Source organism: Micromonospora sp. NPDC005707 (assembly GCF_040631005.1).
Lineage (GTDB): Bacteria > Actinomycetota > Actinomycetes > Mycobacteriales > Micromonosporaceae > Micromonospora.
In genome coordinates this window covers 1-25,979 of the sequence record NZ_JBEXYR010000025.1, presented here as the reverse complement: position 1 = coordinate 25,979, position 25,979 = coordinate 1, and the positions used below count along the sequence as shown (strand labels likewise).

Annotated in this window: 26 protein-coding genes; 21 read left to right on the top strand and 5 right to left on the bottom strand. The window is 74.3% G+C overall.

What is annotated here, in order from left to right; translation table 11 throughout:
• Positions 1-2 precede the first annotated feature (2 nt).
• From ABZ452_RS30970 to ABZ452_RS30950, 5 genes are all read left to right on the top strand, one after another.
• Entirely contained in the window at positions 3-644 is a 642-nt protein-coding gene (locus ABZ452_RS30970) for a cyclase (protein ID WP_357950527.1), read from the top strand.
• A complete protein-coding gene (locus ABZ452_RS30965; RefSeq protein WP_357950524.1) occupies positions 641-1,819 on the top strand; it encodes a zinc-dependent alcohol dehydrogenase in 1,179 nt (392 codons plus the stop codon). The genes ABZ452_RS30970 and ABZ452_RS30965 overlap by 4 nt, the downstream gene beginning before the upstream one ends.
• Positions 1,820-1,882: 63 nt before the next feature.
• Positions 1,883-2,413 (top strand): HPP family protein, encoded by a 531-nt coding sequence (locus ABZ452_RS30960; RefSeq protein ID WP_357950522.1) that lies wholly within the window; start codon positions 1,883-1,885, stop codon positions 2,411-2,413.
• Between the two features lie 3 nt (positions 2,414-2,416).
• On the top strand, positions 2,417-4,864 hold the full coding sequence (locus tag ABZ452_RS30955) for a molybdopterin oxidoreductase family protein (protein ID WP_357950519.1): 2,448 nt from the start codon (positions 2,417-2,419) through the stop codon (positions 4,862-4,864).
• Between the two features lies 1 nt (position 4,865).
• The gene (locus ABZ452_RS30950; RefSeq protein ID WP_357950517.1) at positions 4,866-5,324 is read left to right on the top strand and encodes a hypothetical protein; all 459 of its coding nucleotides are present in this window, start codon (positions 4,866-4,868) and stop codon (positions 5,322-5,324) included.
• A gap of 8 nt (positions 5,325-5,332) precedes the next feature.
• Here ABZ452_RS30950 and ABZ452_RS30945 read toward each other — a convergent pair whose 3' ends face one another.
• Entirely contained in the window at positions 5,333-6,580 is a 1,248-nt protein-coding gene (locus tag ABZ452_RS30945; protein WP_357950515.1) for a cytochrome P450, read from the bottom strand.
• Positions 6,581-6,892: 312 nt separating this feature from the next.
• Here ABZ452_RS30945 and ABZ452_RS30940 point away from each other — a divergent pair, with 312 nt between their 5' ends.
• Positions 6,893-7,282 carry a hypothetical protein gene (locus ABZ452_RS30940; RefSeq protein WP_357950513.1) on the top strand — a complete coding sequence of 130 codons (390 nt, stop codon included), beginning with the start codon at positions 6,893-6,895 and terminating at the stop codon, positions 7,280-7,282.
• 10 nt (positions 7,283-7,292) lie between these two features.
• Here ABZ452_RS30940 and ABZ452_RS30935 read toward each other — a convergent pair whose 3' ends face one another.
• Positions 7,293-7,511: a DUF397 domain-containing protein gene (locus ABZ452_RS30935; protein WP_357950510.1), complete on the bottom strand. Its 219-nt coding sequence runs from the start codon at positions 7,509-7,511 to the stop codon at positions 7,293-7,295.
• 66 nt (positions 7,512-7,577) lie between these two features.
• Here ABZ452_RS30935 and pepN point away from each other — a divergent pair, with 66 nt between their 5' ends.
• The 7 genes from pepN (at position 7,578) to ABZ452_RS30900 (ending at position 14,648) form a co-directional block, all read left to right on the top strand.
• Complete coding sequence (pepN, locus tag ABZ452_RS30930; RefSeq protein ID WP_357950507.1) at positions 7,578-10,094, top strand: aminopeptidase N; 2,517 nt, start codon at positions 7,578-7,580, stop codon at positions 10,092-10,094.
• 105 nt (positions 10,095-10,199) lie between these two features.
• Positions 10,200-10,796, top strand: coding sequence for a nicotinate-nucleotide adenylyltransferase (nadD, locus tag ABZ452_RS30925; protein ID WP_357950504.1), 597 nt, complete (start codon positions 10,200-10,202; stop codon positions 10,794-10,796).
• A gap of 110 nt (positions 10,797-10,906) precedes the next feature.
• The gene (gene rsfS, locus ABZ452_RS30920) at positions 10,907-11,311 is read left to right on the top strand and encodes a ribosome silencing factor (RefSeq protein WP_030503099.1); all 405 of its coding nucleotides are present in this window, start codon (positions 10,907-10,909) and stop codon (positions 11,309-11,311) included.
• On the top strand, positions 11,308-11,937 hold the full coding sequence (locus ABZ452_RS30915; RefSeq protein WP_357950500.1) for a histidine phosphatase family protein: 630 nt from the start codon (positions 11,308-11,310) through the stop codon (positions 11,935-11,937). The genes rsfS and ABZ452_RS30915 overlap by 4 nt, the downstream gene beginning before the upstream one ends.
• Before the next feature lie 48 nt (positions 11,938-11,985).
• Positions 11,986-12,837 (top strand): DegV family protein, encoded by an 852-nt coding sequence (locus ABZ452_RS30910; RefSeq protein ID WP_357950498.1) that lies wholly within the window; start codon positions 11,986-11,988, stop codon positions 12,835-12,837.
• Between the two features lie 241 nt (positions 12,838-13,078).
• Positions 13,079-13,864 carry an SDR family oxidoreductase gene (locus ABZ452_RS30905; RefSeq protein WP_357950495.1) on the top strand — a complete coding sequence of 262 codons (786 nt, stop codon included), beginning with the start codon at positions 13,079-13,081 and terminating at the stop codon, positions 13,862-13,864.
• 61 nt (positions 13,865-13,925) lie between these two features.
• Entirely contained in the window at positions 13,926-14,648 is a 723-nt protein-coding gene (locus ABZ452_RS30900) for an alpha/beta fold hydrolase (protein WP_357950492.1), read from the top strand.
• Between the two features lie 42 nt (positions 14,649-14,690).
• Here ABZ452_RS30900 and ABZ452_RS30895 read toward each other — a convergent pair whose 3' ends face one another.
• Positions 14,691-15,326, bottom strand: a complete 636-nt coding sequence (locus tag ABZ452_RS30895) for a class I SAM-dependent methyltransferase (RefSeq protein WP_357950490.1) — start codon at positions 15,324-15,326, stop codon at positions 14,691-14,693.
• 403 nt (positions 15,327-15,729) lie between these two features.
• Here ABZ452_RS30895 and ABZ452_RS30890 point away from each other — a divergent pair, with 403 nt between their 5' ends.
• The 4 genes from ABZ452_RS30890 to ABZ452_RS30875 all read left to right on the top strand — a co-directional run bounded on the left by ABZ452_RS30890 (position 15,730) and on the right by ABZ452_RS30875 (position 20,537).
• Positions 15,730-16,518 carry a ComEA family DNA-binding protein gene (locus tag ABZ452_RS30890; RefSeq protein WP_357950487.1) on the top strand — a complete coding sequence of 263 codons (789 nt, stop codon included), beginning with the start codon at positions 15,730-15,732 and terminating at the stop codon, positions 16,516-16,518.
• 86 nt (positions 16,519-16,604) lie between these two features.
• Positions 16,605-18,956 (top strand): ComEC/Rec2 family competence protein, encoded by a 2,352-nt coding sequence (locus tag ABZ452_RS30885; RefSeq protein WP_357950484.1) that lies wholly within the window; start codon positions 16,605-16,607, stop codon positions 18,954-18,956.
• A gap of 148 nt (positions 18,957-19,104) precedes the next feature.
• Positions 19,105-20,085, top strand: a complete 981-nt coding sequence (holA, locus tag ABZ452_RS30880; protein WP_357950482.1) for a DNA polymerase III subunit delta — start codon at positions 19,105-19,107, stop codon at positions 20,083-20,085.
• On the top strand, positions 20,082-20,537 hold the full coding sequence (locus ABZ452_RS30875) for a hypothetical protein (protein WP_357950479.1): 456 nt from the start codon (positions 20,082-20,084) through the stop codon (positions 20,535-20,537). The genes holA and ABZ452_RS30875 overlap by 4 nt, the downstream gene beginning before the upstream one ends.
• 220 nt (positions 20,538-20,757) lie before the next feature.
• Here ABZ452_RS30875 and rpsT read toward each other — a convergent pair whose 3' ends face one another.
• Positions 20,758-21,024: a 30S ribosomal protein S20 gene (rpsT, locus tag ABZ452_RS30870; protein ID WP_151464914.1), complete on the bottom strand. Its 267-nt coding sequence runs from the start codon at positions 21,022-21,024 to the stop codon at positions 20,758-20,760.
• A gap of 175 nt (positions 21,025-21,199) precedes the next feature.
• Positions 21,200-22,171, bottom strand: a complete 972-nt coding sequence (locus ABZ452_RS30865) for an aminoglycoside phosphotransferase family protein (RefSeq protein ID WP_357950610.1) — start codon at positions 22,169-22,171, stop codon at positions 21,200-21,202.
• A 62-nt stretch (positions 22,172-22,233) separates the two neighbouring features.
• Between ABZ452_RS30865 and ABZ452_RS30860 the strand changes: the two genes are divergently transcribed.
• From ABZ452_RS30860 to ABZ452_RS30845, 4 genes are all read left to right on the top strand, one after another.
• Positions 22,234-22,770: a DUF4240 domain-containing protein gene (locus tag ABZ452_RS30860; RefSeq protein WP_357950477.1), complete on the top strand. Its 537-nt coding sequence runs from the start codon at positions 22,234-22,236 to the stop codon at positions 22,768-22,770.
• Positions 22,771-22,893: 123 nt separating this feature from the next.
• The gene (gene lepA / locus ABZ452_RS30855) at positions 22,894-24,771 is read left to right on the top strand and encodes a translation elongation factor 4 (RefSeq protein ID WP_357950474.1); all 1,878 of its coding nucleotides are present in this window, start codon (positions 22,894-22,896) and stop codon (positions 24,769-24,771) included.
• A gap of 247 nt (positions 24,772-25,018) precedes the next feature.
• On the top strand, positions 25,019-25,306 hold the full coding sequence (locus ABZ452_RS30850; protein ID WP_357950471.1) for a GlsB/YeaQ/YmgE family stress response membrane protein: 288 nt from the start codon (positions 25,019-25,021) through the stop codon (positions 25,304-25,306).
• Positions 25,307-25,567: 261 nt separating this feature from the next.
• A complete protein-coding gene (locus tag ABZ452_RS30845) occupies positions 25,568-25,852 on the top strand; it encodes a GlsB/YeaQ/YmgE family stress response membrane protein (RefSeq protein ID WP_091269914.1) in 285 nt (94 codons plus the stop codon).
• Positions 25,853-25,979 lie beyond the last annotated feature (127 nt).

Below are 25,979 nucleotides of genomic sequence, written 5' to 3'. Positions count from 1 at the left end.
TGATGAGCAGCAGCAACGCGACGAGGTGGGCGCTGGCCGGCGCGGCCACGGTGACCGCGCTCGGGGTCGGCCGGGTGGTGGCCCGGCGCCGGCGCCGGCATCAACCCGACCGGGCGGACGGCTGGTACGTCGTCCACCGCGGCATCACCGTGGACCGGCCGCTGGAGGCGGTGATCGGCTTCTGGACCGACCGGGAACGGCTGGACCGGGGTCTCGCCGAGTGGGCGACGCTGGAGCAGCTCGACGACAACCGGTGGAGCTGCGTGGCGAGGGACCCGGCCGGCGGCGGCACCGAATGGCGGGCCGAGATCACCGTGGCCGGCCCGGGCCGGCTGAGCTGGCGGGTCACCGAGGGACCGGTGGCCCAGGAGGGGCGGGTCGAGCTGGTGCCGGCACCGCAGGACCGGGGCACCGAGATCCGTGCCGAGATGCGCTGGCGGTCCGGCCCGGTACGCCGGGCGCTCGGCCTGACGGGTGGGGACGACCCGGACGTCGCGCTGCGCAGCGGCCTGCGCCGGATCAAGTCCCTCATCGAGACCGGCCAGGTGCTGGACACCCGGCACGACCCGTCGGGGCGCAGCCCGAAGCAGGAGCAGGCGACCGACCGGGTTCGGGAGAAGCTGATGGCGGGAGGCCGGCCGTGAGGGCGCTGTGCTGGGAGGGCGTCGGCAAGCTGGCCGTGCGCGACGTGCCGGAGCCGACCATCCGGTCCGGCGGCGACATCATCGTCAAGGTGCGGGCCAGCAGCGTGTGCGGCTCCGACCTGCACCTGATCAACGGGTACCTGCCGGCGATGCGCGAGGGTGACATCCTCGGCCACGAGTTCATGGGCGAGGTGGTGGAGACCGGCCCCGACGTGCGGCGGATCAGGGTCGGCGACCGGGTGGTGGTCGGCTCCGTGGTGGCCTGCGGCGGCTGCTGGTACTGCCGCACCGAGCAGTACTCGCTCTGCGACAACTCGAACCCGCAGCCGGTCTTCACCGAGAAGCTCTGGGGCCACTCGCCGGCCGGCATCCTCGGCTACTCGCACGCGGCCGGCGGCTACTCGGGCAGCCACGCCGAATACATCCGGGTGCCGTTCGGCGACGTCGGCGCGTTCACCGTGCCGGACGGTGTGCCGGACGACTCGGTGGTGTTCGCCTCCGACGCCATGCCGACCGGCTGGATGGCGGCCGACTTCTGCGGACTCAAGGGCGGCGAGGTGGTGGCCGTGTGGGGCGCCGGCGGGGTGGGTCAGATGGCCGCCCGGTCCGCGCAGATCCTCGGCGCCGAGCGGGTGATCGTCATCGACCGGCTGCCGGAGCGGCTGGCCACGGCCACGCAGCGGCTCGGCGTCGAGACGATCAACTACGCGGAGACCGACGTGTTGGAGGCGCTGCGCGAGCTGACCGCCGGGCGCGGGCCCGACGCCTGCATCGAGGCGGTCGGCATGGAGGCCCACGACGTCGGGCCGGTCTACGCGTACGACAAGGCCAAGCAGAGCGCCCGGCTGCAGAGCGACCGGCCCACCTCGATCCGGCAGGCGATCATGGCGTGCCGCAAGGGCGGCACGGTGAGCATCGTGGGGGTGTACGGCGGCCTGGTGGACAAGTTCCCGCTCGGTGCGGCCATGAACAAGGCGCTCGTGCTGCGGATGGGGCAGATGCACGCCCAGCGCTACATCCCGATGCTGCTGGACCGGGTCGCGATCGGCGAGATCGACCCGGCCTACCTGGCCACCCACCCGATGTCGCTGGAGGAGGGGGCCCGGGGCTACGAGATCTTCCAGAAGAAGGAGGACGGCTGCCTGCGGACCGTGCTGCACCCGCAGCCGGCCTGACCGGACGCGCAACGGCCGGGACGCGCGTCGATTCGAAGTTCCACGGCGGGGTACAGCAACCACATGCCCGCCGAGATCGATGAGACGCCGTCCCGGCCCGCCGCGCGGGCCTTCGCCGGCAGCGCGGTCGCCGTGGTGGTTGCCGGCGCGGTGGCCCTGCTGACCCGGCAGCCGTGGCTGTTCCCGAGCCTCGGACCGGCGATCATGCTGCACATCGAGCAGCCCGGCAAGCCGGAGTCCTCGCCGCGCAACACCGTGATCGGGCACCTGGTGGCGCTGCTCGCCGGGTACGCGCTCCTGGTGGTCACCGGGCTGGCCGACCACCCGTCCGCCCTCCAGGAGGGGGTGTCCGGGGCGCGGATCGTGGCCGCGGCCGGCTCGCTCGCGGTCACCGCCGCGGTGCTGGTGCTGCTGAAGGCCGCGCATCCGCCGGCCGGCGCGACCACACTGATCGTGAGCCTCGGGCTGTTGCACACTCCGGTCCAGCTCGTCGTGGCGCTCGCCGCCGTGCTGCTGGTGACCGCGGTGGACCTGCTGGTCAACCGGGCGACCGGCCGGCCGATGCCGCTGTGGGCGGCGCCGAAGGAGGGATGAGCCGTGGTGGACCGGATCGCCGACCCCTGGGGGCCGCGCACGCCGTACGGGCCGGGGGAGCGCTGGCCGGTGCGGGTGGACACCTTCCTGGCCGACGGGCACACCGAGGCCGACGTGCGGCGCTGGGTGCCCAGCGCCTCGATCCTGCACTCCAACGGCGACGCCATGGACATCGCCGTGGTCGACGACCGGATCGTCGGGGTCCGGGGCCGCGCCGGGGACCGGATCAACCACGGCCGGGTCGACCCGAAGGACCTCTACGGCTGGCAGGCCAACCACAGCGCGGACCGGCTGCGCCGGCCCCTGGTCCGAGAGGGGGACCGGCTGGTCGAGACCGACTGGGACACCGCCATGGGCCGGATCGTGGCCCGGTCGAAGGAGCTGCTGGACGGCCCGGGGGGCTGGGGGCACTTCGGCTTCTACACCAGCGGGCAGCTCTTCCTGGAGGAGTACTACACGCTCGGGGTGATCGGGAAGGCCGGGATCGGCACCCCGCACATGGACGGCAACACCCGGCTCTGCACGGCCACGGCCGCCGCGGCGCTCAAGGCGTCCTTCGGCACCGACGGGCAGCCCGGGTCGTACACCGATGTGGACCACTGCGACGCCATCGCGCTGTGGGGACACAACGTCGCGGAGACCCAGACCGTGCTCTGGATGCGGATGCTGGACCGGCGGCGCGGTCCGAACCCGCCGGCCATGCTCGCGGTCGACCCGCGCGCCACCCCGGTGGCCCGGGAGGCCGACGTGCACCTGGCGCTGCGCAACGGCACCAACCAGGCGCTGCTCAACGGCCTGCTCCGCGAGGTGATCCACCGCGGCTGGTACGACGAGGCGTACGTCCGGGAACACACGCTCGGCTTCGAGGAGCTGTGCCAGGTGGTGGAGGACTACCCGGTCGCGAAGGTCGCCGACATCTGCGACCTGCGGGCCGCGGACATCGAGCGCGCCGCCGAACTGCTCGGGCGGTCGGAGCGCCTGCTCTCCACCGTCCTCCAGGGCTTCTACCAGTCCAACCAGGCCACCGCGGCCTCCTGCCAGGTGAACAACCTGCACCTGATCCGGGGCATGCTCGGGCGGCCCGGCGCCGGGCTCTACCAGATGAACGGCCAGCCCACCGCGCAGAACAACCGCGAGTGCGGCGCCGACGGCGACCTGCCCGGCCTGCGCAACTGGGCCAACGAGGAGCACATCGCCGAGCTGGCCCGGCTGTGGAACGTCGAGGTCGACAAGATCCCGCACTGGGCGCCGCCGACGCACGCCATGCAGATCTTCCGGTACGCCGAGCAGGGCTCGATCAAGCTGCTGTGGATCTCGGCCACCAACCCGGCGGTCTCCCTGCCCGACCTGGCCCGCATCCGCCGGATCCTCGCCAACCCGGAGCTGTTCGTGGTGGTGCAGGACCTCTTCCTGACCGAGACCGCCGAGCTGGCCGACGTGGTGCTGCCGGCGGCCACCTGGGGCGAGAAGACCGGCACGTTCACCAGCGTCGACCGGACCGTGCACATCTCCGACAAGGCCGTCGAGCCGCCCGGCGAGGCCCGCCCCGACCTGGACATCTTCCTCGACTACGCGCGCCGGATGGACTTCCGCGACGCCGACGGCAACCCGCTGATCACCTGGACCGGGCCGGAGGAGGTCTTCGAGGCCTGGAAGGAGTGCTCCCGCGGCCGGCCCTGCGACTACACGGCGATGACCTACGACAAGCTGCGCACCGGCGGTGTCCAGTGGCCGTGCACCGACGAGCACCCGGACGGCACCGAGCGGCTCTACACCGACGGGGTGTTCAACACCGACCCGGACTACTGCGAGTCGTACGGTCACGACCTCGCCACCGGCGCCGAGCTGCTGCCGGAGGAGTACCGGGCCAAGCAGCCCGCCGGGCGGGCGTTCCTGCACGCCACCCCGTACCAGCCGTCGCCGGAGGTGCCGAGCGGGGACTTCCCCCTGCTGCTGACCACCGGGCGGACCGTCTACCAGTTCCACACCCGGACCAAGACCGGCCGGGCCACCCAGCTCGTGCACGCCGCCCCCGAGTCGTGGGTGGAGCTCAACCCGGCCGACGCCGAGGGGCTCGGCGTCGGCGAGGGGGACCTGGTCCGGATCGAGTCGCCGCGCGGCGTCGTCCGCGCCCGGGCCCGCATCTGCGGGGTACGCCCCGGCGTGGTCTTCCTTCCCTTCCACTACGGCTACTGGGACGCGGCCGACGGTGCCGCACCGGGTGCGGGGCGCCACGACCGGGCGGCCAACGAGCTGACCATCACCGCGTGGGACCCGGTCTCCAAGCAGCCGATCTTCAAGGTGGCGGCGGTGCGGGTGGTGAAGGAGGCCGACTCGGGCGGCCGGCCCTCGCCCGCCCCCACGGTGGGCGGCTCCGCCCCGCCGGAGGGTTCGGGGATCCCGGCCACGGTCGGCGGGCCCGCCGCCGAGGCGTCGTCGAGGGGGGAGTGACATGCACCTGGCGCACTATCTCGGCCTGCTGCACAAGGCCCAGGAACGGCTCGGGGACGCGTTCACCGAGGTGGGCGAGGCGCATGGGGACGAGCCGGACGTCTTCCACACCTGCGAGAAGCTGGCCACCCAGTGCCGTGCCCATGCGGAGAAGCTGGCCCCCTTCGCCCGCCGGTACGCCGAGGAGGCCCCGGCCGAGCCGGACCGGCTGCACTCCGAGCTGTTCGCCGGCACGCGTACCGGGCCGATCGGGCTGCTCCGCGACCTCCAGGACCTCTACCTCATGGCCGCCGAGTGCGACATCTGCTGGACCGTCGTCGGGCAGGCCGCGTACGGGGCCCGGGACGAGGACCTGCTCGGGGTGGTGCGGGCCTGCGAGCAGGAGACCGCGATCCAGCTCAAGTGGCTGCGCACCCGGATGAAGCAGGCCGCCCCGCAGGCGCTCGTGGTGGCGTCGTGACGGGCTGATCAAGCGGTACGGCGGACGCCGTCGAGGACCAGGCCGCTGGGTGGCAGGGCGGGCATCCGCCCGAGGTCCAGGGCCAGGTCCTGCGGCGGCAGTCGGTAGCTCATCGCGCCGGTGAGGTTGCCGACCGCCCGCTTCATCAGCTCGATCGTGATCCACTCGCCGGCGCACCGGTGGCCGGTGAGGTGGTCGCCGCCGCCCTGCGGGATCAGCCGGAACGGGTCATCCCGCCAGCCGTCGAACCGTTCCGGCCGGAACCGCTCCGGCTCCGGCCAGAGCCGCGGGTGGTGGTTGGTGCCGTAGAGGTCGAGCAGCACCCGCCGGCCCTGCGGGAAGACGTACCCCTGCCACTCGAACGAGCGCCGGACGCGGGCCGCGGCGAGCGGGAAGAACGGGTAGTACCGGCGTACCTCCTGCACGAAGCTCTCGGTGGCCGCGTCGTCGTCGCGGACCCGGTCGCACCAGTGCGGGTGGTCGTGCAGCGCCAGCGCCGCGAAGACCACGAAGCGGTCCACCGCGACGGTCGGGCGGAGAACGTTGAGCAGCTCCACCGCGGCGATCCGGCGGGGCAGCGGGGTGCCCCGCTCGTCGCGCTGCTCGGCGACGACCCGCAGCGCGCTGCCCTCCGGCGCCGGCAGCGTGCCGGAGCGCACCCGCTCGATGACCTCGCCGGCCCACCGCTCGGCCCGGCGGCGGGCGAGCCGGCCCCGCCAGTGCCCCGGACCGAGCACGGCCGGTCCCTCGATCATCGCGTGCATCTCGGCGGTCCGGCGGGGCACGTCGGCGTCGGCCAGCGGGACCCCGGCCCAGGCCCAGACCGCCCGGGTCAGCATCCGGCCCACCTCGTCGTAGAGCACCACCGGCCCGGACTCCGCCCAGACCGGGATCCGGGCCCGCCACTCGTCGTCGAAGAGCTGCCCGAGGTGGCGGACCGCCGCCGGCGTCATGATCGACATGAACATGGCCTTGCGGTTCCGGTGCTCGGCGCCGTCGAGGCCCTGGACGCCGCCCACGCCGGTCAGGGTGCGCTGCCCGCGCATCGGCATGGCCCCGCGCCGGACGAAGCGCTCGTTGTCGTAGAACAGCTCCGCCGCCGGGCGGCCCCGCAGGCAGATCGTCGGTTCCAGCAGCAGCCGGGTCTGGAAGATGTCGCTGCCGAGCCGGTCGCACCGCGTGCCCACGAACCGGTAGCCCTCGCGGAGGAACGCCAATGTGCTCTCCGGGCTGCGGTCGCTGGGGATGGTGCTCATCGGCTGCTCCTGACGCGGCTCGGCGGCCCTGTGCGGTCGCTGCGCTACCTACCCGTGCCGGCGTGCGCAAATCCTCGCCCGCGACCTCGTGACCGGGGAATCCGTGCCCCCACGACCCGCGATCGGCCCGTGCCGCCCGGGCCCGGGTCCGGCCGGCGGGGCGCCGTGGGGGGGCCGGCGGCGAGCGCGCACGCTGGCCCCTCCCAGGACGCGGAAAAGCTGGTTCGCTTCGGAACGGGGCCGGCGGCGGCCGGCCCCGCACCCGCCGGCGGGACTCCCGGCGGGGCGGCCACCGGCGACGGGGGAGGACGGATGCGGGACAACAGGGCAATCCACCGGCGGCACCGGCGGGCGGTGACCGGGCTGCGGCCCGGCGACCGGGAGGAGCCGCTGGTCGGGCCGCCGCGGCGTGCCACGGCCCGGCCACCCCGGCACTTCACCGTGCACCTCGGCTTCGAGGCGGCCGACCCGGGCACGGCGCGGGAGCTGGCGGTCGCCTACGCGGAGGCGCTCGGCCTGCTCCGCCCGGAGCTGGTGCTCGGCGCGGCGGCGCTCTCCCCGGCCGACGCCTGGCACCGCGCCGAGCGGCTGTTCTGCGGGGCGGTCGGGCCCGACGGCGAGCGCTGCGCGGACGTGGCGGGCCACCCGGGCTTCCACCACGCGCCCGGCCCCGGCGGGCTCGGCTGGGGCGACGGTGACTGAGCGCGCGGGCTCAGTCCAGGTCGAACTCGCCGTCCTGGGCGCCCGCCACGAAGGCGTCCCACTCGTCCTGGGTGAACACCAGCACCGGCCCGTCCGGCTCGGCCGAGTTCCGCATCCCGATCAGGTCGCCGACGAAGGCCACCTCGACCGCACTCTCGGACGTGTCGCCCTCGGCCCGCTGCCAGACCGCCCGAGACAGGTCGAAATCGCCCTTGGGGTGCTGACCCATCGTTGTTCCTCCATCGCCACGCGTATCGGGGGAGCCCGCTCGGACCCCATCGGGCAGGATAAGCGGATGCCGAGCCTGACCCGTGTAGAGGCGACCGCGCGTGGCGCGTCGATTACCGTCGAGTCCTACCACGTGGACCTCGACCTGACCGGCGACGCCGAGCGGTTCCGCTCCACCGTCACCATCCGGTTCCGGGCGACCCCCGGCACCGAGACCTTCGCCGAGGTCAAACCCCTGCGACTGCTCGGGGCACGCCTCAACGACCGGGACCTCGACCCGGCCCTGCTCGACGACAACCGCCTGCCGCTGACCGGGCTGGCCGCGACCAACACGCTGACCGTCGGCGCCGAGATGGCCTACTCGAACACCGGCGAGGGGATGCACCGGTTCGTCGACCCGGCCGACGGCGAGACCTACCTCTACGCCATGTCCTTTCTCGACGACGTGCAGCGCATCTTCGCCGCGTTCGACCAGCCCGACCTCAAGGCCCCGGTGACCCTCGCGGTGACCGCGCCGCCGGAGTGGACGGTGGCCGCCAACGGCCAGGTCGCCGACCGGCCGGCGCCGGGGCGCTGGGAGTTCGCGCCCACCGCGCCGCTGGCGACGTACTTCGTCACGCTGATCGCCGGCCCCTGGCACGTCCGGCAGGACGAGCACGACGGCATCCCGCTCGCCGTCTACTGCCGCAGGTCCCTCGGCGCGCACCTGGACGCCGACGCCGACGAGATCTTCACCGTCACGAAGCAGTGCCTCGACCGGTTCCACCAGCTCTTCGCCGAGCGCTACCCGTTCGGCAAGTACGACCAGGCGTTCGTCCCCGAGTTCAACGCCGGCGCCATGGAGAACCCGGGCCTGGTGACCCTGCGCGACGACTACATCTTCCGCTCGGCCGTGACCGACAGCCAGCGGGAGCTGCGGGCCACCACCATCGCGCACGAGATGGCGCACATGTGGTTCGGCGACCTGGTCACCATGCGCTGGTGGGACGACCTCTGGCTCAACGAGTCCTTCGCGGAATACCTGGGCACCCGGGTCACGGCCGAGGCCACCCGCTTCACCGGGGCGTGGACGACCTTCGCCATGCGCCGCAAGGCCTGGGGCTACGCGGCCGACCAGCGCCCCTCCACCCACCCGGTGGCCCCGGAGGAGGTGGCCGACGCCGCCCAGGCGCTGCTCAACTTCGACGGCATCTCCTACGCCAAGGGCGCCAGCGTGCTGCGCCAGCTGGTGGCCTGGGTGGGCGACGAGCCGTTCCTGGCCGGCCTGAACGCGCACTTCGCCAAGCACCGGTTCGGCAACGCCACCCTCGCCGACCTGCTGGAGAGCCTCAGCGCCGCCAGCGGGCGCGACCTGGCCGACTGGGCCGAGCGCTGGCTGCGCCGTCCGCAGGTCAACACGTTGCGGATGGAGACCGCGGTCGACGCCGACGGCCGGTGGAGCGAGGCGGCGGTGGTGCAGACCGCGCCGGAGACCCACCCGGTGCTGCGCCCGCACCGCATCGGCGTGGCCCGGCACGCCCCCGACGCCCCGGTGCGCCGCTTCGAGGTCGACCTCGATCCGGCCGCCGAGCGGGGCCGCACCGTGCTGGCCGAGCTGGTCGGGCAGCCCGCCACCGGCCTGCTGCTGCCCAACGCCGGTGACCTGACCTTCGCCAAGATCCGGCTCGACCCCGCCTCGGCGGACGCGGTGCCCATGGTGCTCCCGGGGCTGGCCGACCCGCTGTCCCGGGCGCTGCTCTGGGGCGAGGCGCTGGACGCGGCCACCGACGGCGAGCGACCGGTGACCTCGGTGGTCGCGCTGATCGAGGCGGCGCTGCCGGCCGAGACCGAGGTGATCATCGCGGAGGATGTGCTCAGCCTCAGCCGCAACCTGGTCGACCGCTACCTCGACCCGCTGGCCCGCGACGCGGCCCTGCTCCGCGTCGCCGGGGCCTGCGCCACCCTGCTGGCCGGCGCCCCGGCCGGCGGCTCGCTGCAACTCGCCGCGGCCCGGGGGCTGATCGGCGCGACCACCGACACCGGGCTGCTCGCGGGCTGGCTGGCCGGCGAGGGCGTGCCGGCCGGGCTGGCGGTCGACGCCGACCTGCGCTGGGCGCTGCTGCACCGCCTCGTGGTGCTCGGTGCGGCCGGCGAGCCCGAGATCGCCGCCGAGGCGGCCACCGACCGCAGCGCCACCGGGGCCGAGCGGGCCGCGAGCTGCCGCGGGGCGCTGCCCGACGCCGACGCCAAGCGGGCCGCCTGGGAGATCGTCACCCGCAACACCGACCTCTCCAACCGCCTCGTGGAGGCGACCGCCGAGGGCTTCTGGCAGCCGGAGCAGGCCGAGCTGACCGCCGGCTACGTCGAGCGCTACTTCACCGACATGCCGGCCGCCGCGCGGCTGCGTACCCCCTGGACGGCGGACCGCGTCGCCACCCTGGCCTTCCCCCGCTACGCCGTGGCCCAGACCACCCGGGAGCTGGCCGCGGCGCTGCTGGCCCGCGACGACCTCACGCCGGGGCTGCGCCGGCGGGTCGTCGACCTCGACGACGACCTGCGTCGCGCCCTGGTCGCGCGGACCGCGGTGGCCGCCGCGGGCGCCTGACCACGGTGACCGCGCCGGGCGGGGCGTGACCCCCGCCCGGCGCGGTCCGTGGGACGCCCGGCGGCCCCGCCGGACCACCGGCGGGCCCCGGCCTACGATCGCTGGGTGGAGGAAGACATCCGGCGAATCGGGATCATGGGCGGCACCTTCGACCCCATCCACCACGGGCACCTGGTGGCCGCCAGCGAGGTGGCGGACCGGTTCGGCCTGGACGAGGTCGTCTTCGTTCCCACCGGGCAGCCCTGGCAGAAGGCTGACGAACCGGTCAGCTCGGCCGAGGACCGCTACCTCATGACGGTGATCGCCACGGCGTCGAACCCCCGCTTCCAGGTCAGCCGGGTCGACATCGACCGGGGCGGCCCCACCTACACGGTCGACACCCTCCAGGACCTGCACGACGAGTACGGCCCCAAGGTGCAGCTCTTCTTCATCACCGGCGCCGACGCCCTCGAACGCATCCTGTCCTGGAAGGAGGTGGACCGGATGTTCGAGCTGGCCCACTTCATCGGGGTGACCCGGCCCGGCTTCGAGCTCACCGACAAGCACCTGCCCGCCGACACGGTGAGCCTGGTGCAGGTCCCCGCCATGGCGATCTCCTCGACCGACTGCCGGGCGCGGGTGGCCCGGGGTGAGCCGGTCTGGTACCTGGTGCCCGACGGTGTGGTGCAGTACATCGCCAAACGGCGGCTCTACCAGCGCTGAATCCGCCCGGAACGTGCGCCTTTGTCCGCGTAATCGACCAGAACTCACAAGTCGTCGCCCGCCCGGGTGTGAGAGGCTTGGAGGGTCGCACGGTTGATCGAAGGAGAACGGTGACAGTTTCCGAACGCGCTCACGAGCTGGCGATGGCCGCCGCCCAGGCCGCGGCCGACAAGAAGGCGCAGGACATCGTCATCATCGACGTGGGCGACCAGCTCGCGATCACCGACGCGTTCCTGCTGGCCGCCGCTCCGAACGAGCGTCAGGTGCTCGCCATCGTCGACGCCATCGAGGAGCGCCTGCTGGAGCTGCCGGAGAAGGCCAAGCCGGTCCGCCGCGAGGGCGAGCGGGGTGGCCGCTGGGTGCTGCTCGACTACGTCGACATCGTGGTCCACGTGCAGCACACCGAGGAGCGCGAGTTCTACGCCCTCGACCGGCTCTGGAAGGACTGCCCGCAGATCCCGTTCGTGGACCGGGACCTCGCCGACTCGGCAGCCGGCACCGCCACCGCGGAATGACCCGACTGATCATCTGGCGGCACGGCAACACCGACTGGAACGCCGCCAGCCGGGTGCAGGGGCAGACCGACGTGCCGCTCAACGACCTCGGCCGGGAGCAGGCCCGGGTGGCCGCCCCCGTGCTGGCCGCGCTGCGCCCCGACGCCATCGTCGCCAGTGACCTGCGCCGGGCCGCCGACACCGCCGCCGCGCTCGCCGCGCTGACCGGGCTGCCGGTCCGCTCCGACGCCCGGCTGCGCGAGCGGCACTTCGGCCAGTGGCAGGGCCTCGCCCTCACCGAGGTCGCCGAGCGCTTCCCCGACGAGTACGCCCGCTGGCGGGCCGGCGACCCCGACCCCGGCGCGGGCATCGAAAGCCTCGACGACCTGGGCCGGCGGCTCGGTGCCGCGTTCCAGGAGGCGGCCGACCTGGCCGCCGGCGGCACCGTGGTGGTCACCACGCACGGCGGCGGCGCCCGGCAGGGCGTCGGCCACCTGCTCGGCTGGGACCACACGGTGCTGCGCAGCCTCGGGTCGCTGGCCAACTGCCACTGGACCGAGCTGCGTCACGACGACGTCCGGGGCTGGCACCTGCGGGCACACAACGTCGGGCTGATCACCCAGCCCGCGCTCACCGACGCGGTCTGAGCCGTTCGGCCCCGGCGCGCCGCCGTGAGATCGGCTAGCGTGCCGGGCATGCCCGTCGCGGTCGTCACCGACTCCACCGCCTACCTGCCACCCGAGCTGGTCCGCGCGCACCGGCTCACCGTCGTCCCGCTGACCGTCGTGCTCAACGGCGCCGAAGGTTTGGAAGGCGTCGAGACGTTCCCGGAGGACGCCACCCGCGCGCTCAGCGGCCGGCGGGTCACGGTGAGCACCTCGCGGCCCGCCCCGGAACAGTTCGCCCAGGTCTACCGGGAGCTGCTCGCCGCCGGCGCCGACGGGGTCGTCTCCGTGCATCTCTCCGCCGAGCTCTCCGGCACCGTCGAGGCGGCCCGGCTGGCCGCCGCCGAGGTCGGCGACGACCGGGTCACCGTGGTCGACAGCCGCTCCACCGGCATGGGCCTGGGCTTCCCGGTGCTCGCCGCCGCCGCGGCCGCCGCGCAGGGCGCGGACCTGTCCGGGGTACGCCGGGCGGCGCTCGACGCCGTCGACCGCACCACCATCTTCTTCTACGTCGACACGCTGGAGTTCCTCCGCCGGGGCGGCCGGATCAACGCCGCCGAGGCGCTGCTCGGCACCGCCCTCTCGGTCAAGCCGATCATGCACATGCCGGACGGCGCGATCGTGGTGCGGGACAAGGTCCGGACCGCCAGCCGGGGCGTGGCCCGCCTGGTCGACCTCGCGGTCGAGGCGGCCGGCGACGCCGACATCGACCTCGCGGTGCACCACCTGGCCGCGCCGCAGCGCGCCGAGCAGTTGCTGGCGGCGCTGACCGAACGGCTGGGCGACCGGCTGCACGACACGTACGTCTCCGAGGCGGGCGCGGTGGTCGCCGCGCACGCCGGCCCCGGTCTCGCCTGCGTCGTCCTCCACCGCCGTCCATGACCGCGTCCGCTGCCGCAGCTGCCGCCCTGGTCGGCGTGGGCGGTGCCATGGTCGCCGCCGTGCTCGGTGGGGTCGGCGCGAGCTGGGCGGGGTGGGCGAGCCCGCGGCCCTGGCTTGCCGCCCCTTCGCCGACCTGGCGGGGAAGACGGCTGGCTGCCGCGCCCCGAATGGTCGGATCTCGGCGAGTTTCTGTTCCTCTCGAACGGCAACTCGCCAGGATTGCCGGGACTCGGGTGGCCGGATGAGCGCACTGTCCTACGTGGTGACCGGCGGGGGCCGGGGCGTCGGGCGGGCCATCGTTGAGCGGCTGGCCGCCGGTGGTGGCACGGTGGTCGTCGTCGAGCGGGACGAGTCCGCGCTGGACTGGGTGGGCGGGCATCCGGCCGCCGACCGGCTGCGCGCCGTGGCCGGCGACGCCGCCGACGAGGACGTCACCGGGCGGGCCGCCGACCTCGCCGAGGCGGCCGCCCCGCTCGCCGGCTGGGTCAACAACGCCGCCGTGTTCCGGGACGCCGCCCTGCACCGCGCGCCGGCCGGGGAGGTGTTCGACCTGATCGCCGCCAACCTGCGCCCCGCCGTGGTCGGCGCCGGCACCGCCGTACGCCGGTTCCTCGCGGCCGGCACCGGCGGCGCCATCGTCAACGTCTCCTCTCACCAGGCCCGCCGGGCCGTGCCGGGCGCCCTGCCGTACGCCACCGCCAAGGCGGCCGTCGAGGGGCTGACCCGGGCCCTCGCCGTGGACTACGGCGGCCGGGGGATCCGCACCAACGCGGTCGCGCTCGGCTCGATCCACACCGAGCGGCACGCCGCGTACCTGGCCGGCCTGGACCCGGCCGAGGCGGACCGGGTCGAGGCGGAACTCGCCCGGCTGCACCCGGCGGGTCGGATCGGGCGTACCGGGGAGGTGGCCGAGGTGGTCGCCTTCCTGCTGTCGGCGGGAGCGGCCTTCGTCAACGGGGTGACCCTGCCGGTCGACGGGGGCCGCGCGGCGCTCGGCCCGGACCCGGAGGCACGGTCGGCGTGGTGACCCTGGTGGTGGACGGGGGCGGCCCGCGCCGGCTCCGGTCCCGGGAGGCAGACTGGGCACTGTGGATCGTCCCGCGATCGTCCTGGTGCACGGCACCCGCTTCGCCAGCGGCCAGTGGCAGCCGCAACTGCCCGCCCTCGCCGCCGACTTTCCGGTAGCGGCCGTCGACCTGCCCGGGCACGGCCGCCGCGCGGCCGAACCCTGGAGCCTCGACCGGGCGGCCGACATCGTGGCGGAGGCGGTCCGCGACCTCGACGCCGGCCCGGCCCTGGTGGTGGGGCACTCCCTCGGCGGGTACGTGTCGCTGCACTTCGCCCGCCGGCACCCGGACCTGCTGGCCGGGCTGGTGCTGATGGGCGCCAGCCTGGTCACCACCGGCCCGCTGACCGTGCCGTACCGGCTGGTGGCGTCGCTGGTCGCCCGCCTGCCGGCCGCCCGGCTCACCCGCTGGAATGACCGGCTGCTGCGCCGCCTCTACCCGCCCGAGGTGGTCGACGCCACCATCGCCGACGGGTACGCGTTCCACACCCTCTCGGTCGCCTGGCGTGACGTCCTGGGCCGGTTCGACGCGTCGAGCCTGGCGGCGGTGCGCGCCCCGGTGCTCATCCTCAACGGGGAGCGGGACCGGCTGTTCCGCTCGGGGGAGCGGGAGTTCGCCAGGGCTCGCCCCGGCACCCGGATCGAGCTGATCCCGGCCGCCGCGCACCTGGCCAACTTCGACAACCCGGCCGCGGTCACCGACGCCGTACGCCGCTTCGCCCGGGAGCTGTCCCCGGCCCGCTAGCAGGTGGTTCCCGGCGGTGCGCCGGTCAGGTCGTCGGTCCCGCTAGTCCAGGTCCGGGCGGCGCAGCGTCAGCGACTGGAACCGGTAACCGCGGCCGACGTCCACGGGATGGAAGTCCACGACGTCGAACGACGCGGCGGCGAACGTGAGCAGTTGCTCGTCGGTGCGGAATGAGAAGAAGCGCGGCGGCTCGTGCTCGTCGTCGCTGATGGGGCCTTCGGCGCTCTCGGTGCCCCCGTACACGCCGACGAAGAACAACCCGCCGGGGCGCAGGATCGCCCGGATCGCCGCCAGGACCGCGGGCAGGTCCTGGTTGGGCACGTGCAGCAGGCAGTTCATCGCGAACACCGCGTCGAACGAGCTGGCCGGGAAATCCAGCCGCAGGAAGTCCATGACGTGGGCCTCGATGCCCTTGGCCCGGCAGTGCTCGACCATCGCCGGCGAGAGGTCAGCCGCGACAACGCCGAAGCCCTCTCGCTGGAACCAGGCGCTGTCCTGTCCGGTGCCGGCACCGATCTCCAGCAGCCGCGCGCCCGCCGCCAGCCGGTCACGGAACGCCTGCCGTTCGGCTACCTTCCACGGCTCCTTGGTGAGCCCCTCACGCCATGCCGCGCGCGTATCGTACGCCTCTCGTAGCGGGCGGAGCACCTCGGCGTATCGGACCGTCATGGCGACCATTGTCAACGAGCCGGGGCGGTCGCGACGTCCCGGCCTGCCCCACAAGGGCCCGGGTAGCACAGCTGGGGATGGTCCGGGGGGTCGTCCACAAGGCCGTTCGTCGTCCACAGGCGAGCGCTGGCGTCCGCCCCGGGCCGGGTTGGCGCCGTAGCTTCCAGCCGTGCCAGACGACGAGGAGACGACGGTGCGGCGGCGGCTGTCCCGGCTGTTCGAGCCGGTCGACGGTCTTGCCCCGCCCGCCGGTGCCGCCATGCCGGCGGAGGGCTCCCAGCTCGGTTGGGATCTCGACCCTGATCCGCCATGGGCTGCGCAGGCTTCCTTCGCTGCCGATCCTCGGCCACTCGCGGCGGTCGCGGGCTCGGTTCCCGTGCGTCCGTCCGGCCGCCCGCCCGATTCGCGCCGGATGAATCCGGACCCTGACGCGGGCGGGAGGCGGCCGTTGACAAGCTTTTCCGGCGAGGCCCTGCCGGTGGAGGGCGAAGGTGGTCGACGCGGGCACGAACCTGGGGGCGCTGCCGACGAGACCGGCGGGCGGCCTTCTCTGGCGTCCCGGCTGCCCGGGCCGGGCGCCTTCGATCCCGGCCGGCGGGGTGTCCGGGCCCTCGCCGCCGTGGCGGTCGTCGTGGTGCTGGTCGCCGGAGTCTGGGCCTGGCGCTCCCGGCCACAAGCAGAGCCGGTCCGTCCGGTCGCGGCGGCCGGCGCACCGGAGACCTCCGCGCCGGCGCCCACCGCCTCCACCGGCCAGGTGGTGGTGGCGCTGGCCGGCAAGGTCCGCCGCCCCGGCCTGGTCCGCCTCCCGGCCGGTGCGCGGGTGGCCGACGCCATCGAGGCGGCCGGCGGGGCCCTGCCCGGCGTCGACGTCGCCCTGCTCAACCCGGCCCGCAAGGTGACCGACGGCGAGCTGATCCTGGTCGGCGTCGCCGCCGCGCCCGGCCAGGCCGCCCCGGCCGGCCCGGCGGCCGGTGGTGGACCCGCCGCCGGTGGCGCCGCTCCGGGCGGCGGCCCGGTCAACCTGAACACGGCCACCCTGGCCCAGCTCGACGCCCTGCCCGGCGTGGGTCCGGTGCTCGCCCAGCGGATCCTCGACCATCGCGACCAGCACGGCGGCTTCCGGTCGGTCTCGGACCTGCGCCAGGTCGACGGCATCGGCGACGCCCGCTACGAGCAGCTCAAGGACCTGGTGACGGTGTGAACGGCCGGCGTATCTCCGAACCGGAGCGGGACCTCGGCGGTCGAGGCGGACCGGAGGCCGGAGGCGGCGCCGCGACGGTCGGCGACGTGCCCGACCTGAGACTGGCCGGGCTGGCCGTGGCCGCCTGGCTCGCCGCGCTGGCCGGCCTGCACCTCACCGCGACGGCGAGCGCCACCCTGGCCGCCGTCGCCGCGGTCCTGGCCCTCCTCACCGCCACCCACCTGTGTGGCCTGCTCGGCCGCCCGGCCGCCCCGGTCCGCCGCCACGGCTGGATCGCGGTCGCCGTGCTGCTCGGGGTGGTCTGCGGCGCGACCGCCACCGCCGCCCGCGTCGCGGTCCGCGACGCCGGCCCTGTGCGGGCGCTCCTCGCCGACCGGACCCTGGTCACCGCCGACCTGGTGGTCCGCGACGACCCCCGCCCGATCCGGGGCGCCGCCGGCCGCCCCGCCACCCTGTTGGTGCGCGCCGACCTGAGCCGGCTCACCGACCCCACCGGCCGCCAGGTCACCGGCACGGTGCGCGGCCTGGTGCTGGCGACCGATCCGGCCTGGCGCACGCTGCTGCCGGGGCAGCGGGCGACCGCTCGGGGTCGGCTGTCGGCCCCGCGCGGCGGGGACCTGACGGCGGCGGTGCTGTCGGCCACCGGGCCGCCGAGCCGGCACGGTGCCGCCCCGTGGGCGCAGCGGGCGGCGGGCACACTCCGCACGGGGCTGCAACGGGCCTGCGCGCCGCTTCCCGACGCGCCGGGTGGGCTGCTGCCCGGCCTCGTGGTGGGGGACACCAGCCGGCTGCCGCCGGAGGTGGAGGAGGACTTCCGGGCCACCGGCATGACCCATCTCAACGCGGTGTCCGGGTCCAACGTGGCCATCGTCGTCGGGGCGGTGCTGCTGCTCGCCCGCTGGGCCCGGGCCGGGCCGCGGACGGCTGCCGCGCTGTGCGTACTCGCCCTGGTCGGGTTCGTGATCCTGGTCCGGCCCTCGCCGAGCGTGGTCCGGGCCGCGGCGATGGGAGCGATCGGGTTGGCCGCGCTCGCCACCGGGCGGTCCCGGGCCGCGCTGCCCGCCCTGGCCGCCGCGGTCACCGTGTTGGTGCTCGTCGACCCGGAGTTGGCCGGGGACCCCGGGTTCGCGCTCTCGGTGTGCGCCACCGGTGGGCTCCTGCTGCTCGCCCCCGGCTGGCGGGACGGGCTGCGCCGGCGGGGCGTACCGCCCGGGTTGGCCGAGGCGCTGGCGGTGCCGGCGGCCGCGCAGCTCGCCTGCGGTCCGGTGATCGCGGGGATCTCGGGGACGGTGAGCCTCGTCGCGGTGCCGGCGAACCTGCTGGCCGTGCCGGTGGTGGCGCCCGCCACCGTGCTGGGCGTGACGGCGGCGGTGCTGTCGCCGGTCTGGCCGGCCGGCGCCGAGTTCGCCGCCTGGCTGGCGAGTTGGCCGGCGCGCTGGCTCGTGCTGGTGGCCGCGCAGGGCGCCGGGATGCCCGCCGGGACGCTGCCCTGGCCGGGCGGGGTGACCGGCGCCGTGCTGCTGGCCGCCGTCAGCGTGGCGCTGCTGGTGGCCGTGCGGCGTCCCGTGGTGCGGCGGCTGGTCGCGGTCGTCGTGGTCGCGGTGGTGCTCGGCACGCTGCCCGTCCGGCTGCTCGCCGCCGGTTGGCCACCGCCGGGCTGGGTGATCGTGGCGTGCGCGGTGGGACAGGGGGACGCCGTGGTGCTGCCGGTCGACGCCGGTCGGGCGGTGGTGATCGACGCCGGCCCGGATCCGTCCGGGGTGGACGGGTGCCTGCGCCGGCTCGGCGTACGCGAGGTGTCGCTGCTGGTGGTCAGCCACTTCCACGCCGACCACGTGGGCGGGATCGCCGGGGTGTTCCGCGGCCGGCGGGTCGCGGCGGTGGCCACCCCGCAGTGGACCGAGCCGCCCTACGGGGTCGCCCAGGTACGCGACGCAGCGCGCCGGGGCGGGAGCGTGCTGGCGCCGGTGCCGGCGGGCTGGCGTTGGCGGGCCGGGGCGGTCGAGCTGGTGGCCGTCGGGCCGCCGTACCCGCTGCGCGGCAGCCGGTCGGACCCGAACAACAACTCGCTGGTGCTGGCCGCCACGGTGCACGGGGTGCGGATCCTGCTGCCCGGCGACGCCGAGACCGAGGAGCAACGGGCGCTGCTGGAGGCGGTGCCGACCGCCGCGATCCGGGCCGACGTGCTGAAGGTCGCCCACCACGGGTCCGCGTACCAGGATCCGGAGTTCCTGGCCGCGGTCCGCCCGGCGGTCGCGCTGGTCTGCGTGGGCGCCGGCAACGACTACGGGCACCCCAACCCGGGCCTGCTGGACCGGCTCACCCGGGCCGGCGCACGGGTGCTGCGCACCGACACCGACGGCGACGTCGCCGCCGTCCACAGCGCCGCCGGGCTGGCGGTGGTGGCCCGGGGAATTGGTCCGGGGCGGCGGCCGTGAGACCGGTTCGGGAAACCTCCCGGGCGATCGAGGGAGCTTGTTGGTATAGCTGGTAGATCGACTCGAATGTCGGGATTTGCGCTGACTGCGGGCTCTGCCGTCACAGTCCTCGATGAGCAGGCACGATCCGGTCGGGGGCCGTGCGAATATGGGCGACGTGACCCCCGCCAGCCTGCCCCCTATTCTGCTCGTTCTCGGCGACGAGGAGCTGCTCGCCACGCGAGCCGTCTCCGAAGCCGTCGCCCGGGCCCGCAGCGTCGACCCGGATGTGGACGTGCGGGAATACCAGGCCGGCTCGCTGGCGGTGGGGGAGATCGCCGAGATGCTCAGCCCGTCGCTGTTCGGCGGGCACCGGGTGCTCGTGCTCCGCTCCGGCCAGGACGCCCGCAAGGACCTGGTCACCGCCCTGCTCGGGTACGCGAAGAACCCCGACCCGGAGGTGCAGCTCGTGGTGCTGCACCTGGGCGGGGCCAAGGGCAAGGCGTTCGCCGACGGGCTGCGGGCAGCGGGCGCGACAGTGGTGCCGGCGGCGAAGCTCAAGGGCCACCGGGAGCGGGTCGCGTTCGTCCGGGACGAGATCCGCCGCCTCGGCGGAAAGTGCACCGAGGACGCGGCCGAGACGCTGATCGCGGCCGTCGGCGCCGACCTGCGTGAGCTGGCCGCCGCCTGCTCCCAGCTCGTCGCCGACACCGACGGGCGGATCGGGGCGGACACGGTGTCCCGCTACTACCGGGGGCGGGTCGAGGTGACCGGCTTCACCGTGGCCGACGCGACGATGGTCGGCGACGTGCCGGGGGCGCTGGAGGCGCTGCGCTGGGCGCTGCACGTCGGTGTCGACCCGGTGCCGATCGCCGACGCGCTCGCCGACGGCGTGCGGACCGTGGCCCGGGTCGCCTCGGCGGGGCGGGGCAGCCCCTACCAGCTGGCGAGCAGCCTGGGCATGCCGGCGTGGAAGATCGAGCGGGCCCAGCGGCAGGGCCGGGGCTGGACGCCGGAGGGCCTCGTGGAGGCCATGCGGGCGGCCGCCGAGTGCAACGCCGCGGTCAAGGGCGGTGCCGACGACCGGGCGTACGCGCTGGAGCGGGCGGTGTTCTCGGTGGCCGCGGCGCGGCAGGGTGGCGGCCGGTGACCCGAACGTGGTCGACGGTCCCGGCGGACGAGGAGCGGTACCGGCCGCTCTACGCCCGGGTCCTCGGGCTGCGTTTCGTCAACCCGGGCGGCGTGCTCTGCTTCCTCTTCTTCGAGGGCGCCGTGGCGCTGGCCGTGCTGCTCGCCCTCGCCGAGCTGGTCACCTGGTGGGCCGTGCTGGTGCTGCCGGCGGCCGTGGCGGCCATGGTGAAGCTCAACGACCTGGTCGCCGAGATCGTGATCCGCGGCGCGGCGCAGGTGCCGGAGCAGGAGCGGGACCGCTTCCGCCGGCAGATGGAGCCGGTCGTCGGGCGGGCGAGCGTGCCGTCCACAGCCCGGGCCCTGCCGGGCGGAGTGACTCTGGCCGGCGACCCGACGCTCCGGGCAACCCACCCCACCGACCCACCCGGCAAGGGCGATCCCCGGCCAACCCACCACAACCCGTACCGCTGACCCGCCCCCGACGGCCCACCGCCGCGCCGGCGTCTGCGCCGATTCGGGGTGTTGATCATGAAGTTATTGTCGCGACACGCCGAGGCGCAGGGCAATAACTTCATGATCAACCGGGTCGGCCGGCGGTGGATGACCGAGGGTCGGTCGGCTGGGGGAACGCAGACGGCCGGAAGCCCCGGGGGAGGTCCCCCGGGGCTTCCGGTCAGGTCTAAGGCGCTGGTCAGGCCGAGAACGAGGCGACGCGCTGGGCGATCGCCGACTTCCGGTTGGCCGCCTGGTTGGCGTGGATGACACCCTTGCTGGCAGCCTTGTCCAGCTTGCGGGTGGCCTCACGCATCAGGGTGGTGGCCTTCTCGGTGTCGCCCGCCTCGGCAGCCTCGTTGAACTTCCGGATGGCGGTCTTCAGCGACGACTTGACCGACTTGTTACGCAGCCGGCGCTTCTCGTTCTGCCGGTTGCGCTTGATCTGGGACTTGATGTTCGCCACGCGACAGCCTCGTCTTGATAGCTCGGGTTGGTCTGCTTTCGTGCACGACGGACATGCGTCATCGCCGCGCGAAAAGCCAGGTTACCAGGTCGCCCGGCGGCGAGCCAAAACGCCTCCGGTGCCCCGGGGCGTCCGCCCTGCTCAACCCGGCCCGGCACCCTGGTTGGGAACACGCTCACGTCCAGCCCTGGCGGGCGCCGAGCCAGGACAGCGCCTGCTCGCCGCTCCAGCGTTGGTGTGCGCGGATGTGCGGCGAGGCGGTGGACGGGCCGGCGGCGGCGCCGGTGAGGAAGTAGCCGGCGAGTGCGGCGAGGGTCACGTCCAGCGCGTCGGTCGGGGCGCCCGCGGCGGCCGGGTGGCCGGCGAAGGCGGCGTCCGCGTCGAGGCCGCTGGCGTGTGCGGTGATCAGCAGGCTGACCAGGTCGAACCAGGCCGGCCCGTGGCAGAGCCAGTTCCAGTCGCAGATCCACGCCCGGCCGGCGGCGTCCAGCAGCACGTTGTCCACCCGCAGGTCGCAGTGGGCCAGGCCGGGGGCGGCGTCGGCGTACCCCGGGAGGCGGGACTCCAGCGCGACCAGCCCGGGCAGCGGGGCCCAGGGCGGCAGCGCCGGCGCGGGTTCCCGGCCGGCGGCCACCTCGCCCCACCAGAGGATGTCGTCGCGGGCCAGGTCGGCGAGGCGCGGCAGCCGGAGCGCGACGAGGTCCGCGGGCGGCGCGGCGAGCGCGGTGGCCACCTCGGCGTACGCGGTGAGGGTGGCGTCCAGCTCCGTCGGGTCCCAGGGCAGCCGGGGGGTGTGCCCGTCGACCGCGTCCAGGGCGAGCGCGTACCAGCCGGCCTCGGTGAGCGCCCAGCGCGGGCGGGGGACGGGCAGGCCGGCGGGCAGCCGGGCCAGGACGGCGGCCTCGTGGGCGTACCAGTCGACCAGGTGCCGCTGTGCGGCCAGGGCCGCCGCCTTGACGAAGACCGGCTCGCCGGACGGGCCGGCGAGCACGGCGGCGAAGCCGCGGGTGAAGCCCGCCCCGGCCGGGCGGACCGTCACCGGGGTGCCGCCGAGCCGGGCGGCCAGCGCGGCACGCAGCCCGGCCGGCAGTTCGGCCCAGTCCGGCCGGTCGGCCGTGGCGTCGTACGGCACCGGGGGCAGGGACATGGCGGGCACCCGCCCATGTTGCCGCACCGGGACGTCGGTGCGCTCTGCCAGACTGCGAGGCCATGAGGACCGACGAGTTCTGGCAGTTGATCGACAGCGCCCGGGCCGGGGGCGGGGGCGAGCCCGCGGCGGTCGCCGCCCGCGCGGTCGCCCTGCTGGCCGAGCGGGACCCGGAGGAGATCGTCGGGTACGCCCACCACCAGCAGCGGGTGCTCGCCGCGTCGTACAAGGTCGACCTGTGGGGCGCGGCGTACCTGATCAACGGCGGCGCCTCGGACGACGGCTTCGAACACTTCCGGGGCTGGCTGATGACCCAGGGCCGGGCCGTGTTCGCCCGGGCGGTCGCCGAGCCGGACTCCCTCGCGGAGCTGCCGCAGGTCCGGGCCGCCGCGCTCAGCGGCGAGGAGTTCGAGTGCGAGGACATGCTGGCGGTGCCGTGGGAGGCGTACCGGAAGGCCACCGCGGCCGACCTGCCGGCGGACCGCGAGCCGGTCCGGGCGCCGGACCTGAACGACTTCTGGGACTTCGACGACGAGGACGAGGCGCGACGCCACCTGCCGAAGCTCGCCGCGCTCTTCGTCGAGCCGCCCGAGGAGTGACGCCGGAGGAGTGACGCCGGAGGAGTGCCGGGGGAGCACCGGCGCGCCCCGGGCGACGTGGGAGCATAGAGGGGGCCGGCGGCGCGCCGGCCCGCTCACGTCAGCCGACCAGAACGGACCGCTGTGCCACCGACGCTCGATCCCGGCGCGAACGCTCCTGGTGCCACCGACCCGGCGCGCATCCGGAACTTCTGCATCATCGCTCACATCGACCACGGGAAGTCGACCCTGGCCGACCGGATGCTGCAGCTCACCGGCGTGGTCGACCCCCGGCAGATGCGCGCCCAGTATCTCGACCGGATGGACATCGAGCGCGAGCGCGGCATCACCATCAAGAGCCAGGCCGTCCGGATGCCGTGGACCATCCGGGAGGGTGACCGGGCGGGCGAGTCCGCCGTGCTCAACATGATCGACACCCCGGGCCACGTGGACTTCACCTACGAGGTGTCCCGGTCGCTGGCGGCCTGCGAGGGCGCCATCCTGCTGGTCGACGCCGCCCAGGGCATCGAGGCGCAGACGCTGGCCAACCTCTACCTGGCGCTCGAGAACGACCTGCACATCATCCCGGTGCTCAACAAGATCGACCTGCCGGCCGCCCAGCCGGAGAAGTACGCCGAGGAGCTGGCCCACCTGATCGGCGGCGACCCGGCGGACTGCATCCGGGTCTCCGGCAAGACCGGTGAGGGCGTGCCGCACCTGCTCGACGAGATCGTCCGGCAGTTCGTGCCGCCGGTCGGCAAGGCCGACGCCCCGGCCCGCGCCATGATCTTCGACTCGGTCTACGACGTCTACCGCGGCGTGGTCACCTACGTCCGGGTGATCGACGGGCTGATCAGCGCCCGGGACCGGATCAAGATGATGTCCACGGGCGCCGTCCACGAGCTGCTGGAGATCGGCGTCATCTCCCCGGAGATGGTGAAGGCCGACGCGCTCGGCGTCGGCGAGGTGGGCTACCTGATCACCGGCGTGAAGGATGTCCGCCAGTCCCGGGTCGGTGACACGGTCACCATCAACGCCAACCCGGCGAAGGAGGCCCTCGGCGGCTACAAGGACCCGAAGCCGATGGTCTACTCCGGCCTCTACCCGATCGACGGGTCCGACTACCCGAACCTCCGTGAGGCGCTGGACAAGCTCAAGCTCAACGACGCCGCCCTGGTCTACGAGCCGGAGACCTCGGGCGCGCTCGGCTTCGGCTTCCGCTGCGGCTTCCTCGGCCTGCTGCACCTGGAGATCATCCGCGAGCGGCTGGAGCGGGAGTTCAACCTCGACCTCATCTCCACCGCGCCGAACGTGGTCTACCGCGCCATGCAGGAGGACGGCGAGGAGATCGTGGTGACCAACCCGAGCGAGTACCCGACCGGCAAGATCGCCGAGGTGTACGAGCCGACGGTGCGGGCCACCGTGCTCACCCCGAACGACTACGTCGGCGCGGTGATGGAGCTGTGCCAGGGCCGCCGGGGCAGCCTGATGGGCATGGACTACCTCTCCGCCGACCGGGTGGAGCTGCGCTACACCCTGCCGCTGGCCGAGATCATCTTCGACTTCTTCGACCAGCTCAAGAGCCGCACCAAGGGCTACGCGTCGCTGGACTACGAGCCCTCCGGCGAGCAGGCGTCCGACCTGGTCAAGGTCGACATCCTGCTGCACGGCGAGCCGGTGGACGCGTTCAGCGCGATCGTGCACAAGGACAAGGCGTACAACTACGGCACGACGATCGCGGCGAAGCTGCGCACGCTGATCCCGCGCCAGCAGTTCGAGGTGCCCATCCAGGCGGCCATCGGCAGCCGGGTGATCGCCCGGGAGACCATCCGCGCCATCCGCAAGGACGTGCTCGCCAAGTGCTACGGCGGTGACATCAGCCGGAAGCGCAAGCTGCTGGAGAAGCAGAAGGAGGGCAAGAAGCGGATGAAGATGGTGGGCCGGGTCGAGGTTCCCCAGGAGGCCTTCATCGCCGCGCTCTCCTCGGACTCCGGCGACGGCAAGGCCGCCGGCAAGAAGTAACGCCTCCGCGCCGACGACGGCCGGCTCCCCGCACGGGCGGGGGGCCGGCCGTTCCGCGTACCCGGAGATTTTTTTCTTCCGGGCGGGCGGCCCGGGACCGCTCCCACCTGCGCGATCACCGTGGGGGGCGCGAAACGGCGCGCGGCGGCCCGAGGGTGGGCCGGTTTCGTTTTTTGGCGGGTCGGGAACTTAGCGGTCACGACAGGAACCACACAGACCGTGTGAAACTTCTTAGAAGGAGAAGACCGTGGACCTCACCGTCTGGGGCATCATCACCGCGCTCGTCGTTGGTCTGATCGTGGGCGCGCTGGGCCGCCTGGTCGTGCCGGGCCGCCAGAACATGCCGATGTGGCTGCACATGCTGATCGGCGTCGGCGCCGCGCTGCTGGGCACCGTCCTGGCCCGCGCCATGGGCATCGCCACCGAGACCTCCGGCATCGACTGGATGGAGCTGCTGGTCCAGGTCGTGCTGGCCGCCATCGCCGTGGCCCTGGTGGCCGGCGTGGGTCGCCGCCGCAGCGTCTCGCGCTACTGACGCACCTCGCCAAGCGCCTCAGCGGGCGCCCGACCGACAGGTCGGGCGCCCGCTGGCGTTCGGGCATTGAACGCGGTCAGCCGCCAAGGGTCGGCAAAACCCTTTCCCCGCGCCCGGATCCGGCCAGGAAATGCCAGCTCAGAGCCGTTGCGAGCAATTCGTCACCGGAGTCGGTTTGGATTTTCGGCGGGTCGGGAACTTAGCGGTCACGACAGGAACCACACGACATCGTGTGACTCATTCAGAAGAAGGAGGGCGACCGTGGAGCTCACCGTTTGGGGCATCATCACCGCGCTCATCGTTGGTCTGATCGTCGGCGCTCTGGGCCGCCTGGTCGTCCCGGGCCGCCAGAACATGCCGATGTGGCTGCACATGCTGATCGGCGTCGGCGCCGCGCTGCTGGGCACGATCGTCGCCCGGGCGTCGGGCTTCGCCGACACGGCCGGCATCGACTGGCGGGAGCTGCTGCTGCAGGTCCTGTTCGCCGCCATCGGCGTGGCCCTGGTGGCCGGTGTGGGGCGCCGCCGCGGCGTCTCGCGCTACTGACCCCATCCCCCAAGTGCGCCGGCGGGGGGGCGCCGCCACAACCGGGGGGCGCCCCCCCCGCGGAGCCCCAACTGCCCCCCCCCCGCCCCCCCCCCCCCCCCGGCCGCGGGGGGTCGACTTAGCGCGG

Bases quoted from the DNA above. Each gene is read 5' to 3' on its own strand.
- ABZ452_RS30960 (WP_357950522.1), top strand. From the start codon at position 1,883: ATGCCCGCCGAGATCGATGAGACGCCGTCCCGGCCCGCCGCGCGGGCC.
- ABZ452_RS30970 (WP_357950527.1), top strand. From the start codon at position 3: ATGAGCAGCAGCAACGCGACGAGGTGGGCGCTGGCCGGCGCGGCCACG.
- ABZ452_RS30950 (WP_357950517.1), top strand. From the start codon at position 4,866: ATGCACCTGGCGCACTATCTCGGCCTGCTGCACAAGGCCCAGGAACGG.
- ABZ452_RS30910 (WP_357950498.1), top strand. From the start codon at position 11,986: ATGCCCGTCGCGGTCGTCACCGACTCCACCGCCTACCTGCCACCCGAG.
- holA (WP_357950482.1), top strand. From the start codon at position 19,105: ATGGGCGACGTGACCCCCGCCAGCCTGCCCCCTATTCTGCTCGTTCTC.
- ABZ452_RS30915 (WP_357950500.1), top strand. From the start codon at position 11,308: ATGACCCGACTGATCATCTGGCGGCACGGCAACACCGACTGGAACGCC.
- ABZ452_RS30895 (WP_357950490.1), bottom strand. From the start codon at position 15,326: ATGGTCGCCATGACGGTCCGATACGCCGAGGTGCTCCGCCCGCTACGA.
- ABZ452_RS30945 (WP_357950515.1), bottom strand. From the start codon at position 6,580: ATGAGCACCATCCCCAGCGACCGCAGCCCGGAGAGCACATTGGCGTTC.
- ABZ452_RS30935 (WP_357950510.1), bottom strand. From the start codon at position 7,511: ATGGGTCAGCACCCCAAGGGCGATTTCGACCTGTCTCGGGCGGTCTGG.
- ABZ452_RS30940 (WP_357950513.1), top strand. From the start codon at position 6,893: ATGCGGGACAACAGGGCAATCCACCGGCGGCACCGGCGGGCGGTGACC.
- pepN (WP_357950507.1), top strand. From the start codon at position 7,578: ATGCCGAGCCTGACCCGTGTAGAGGCGACCGCGCGTGGCGCGTCGATT.
- ABZ452_RS30865 (WP_357950610.1), bottom strand. From the start codon at position 22,171: ATGTCCCTGCCCCCGGTGCCGTACGACGCCACGGCCGACCGGCCGGAC.
- ABZ452_RS30890 (WP_357950487.1), top strand. From the start codon at position 15,730: ATGAATCCGGACCCTGACGCGGGCGGGAGGCGGCCGTTGACAAGCTTT.
- ABZ452_RS30860 (WP_357950477.1), top strand. From the start codon at position 22,234: ATGAGGACCGACGAGTTCTGGCAGTTGATCGACAGCGCCCGGGCCGGG.
- ABZ452_RS30905 (WP_357950495.1), top strand. From the start codon at position 13,079: ATGAGCGCACTGTCCTACGTGGTGACCGGCGGGGGCCGGGGCGTCGGG.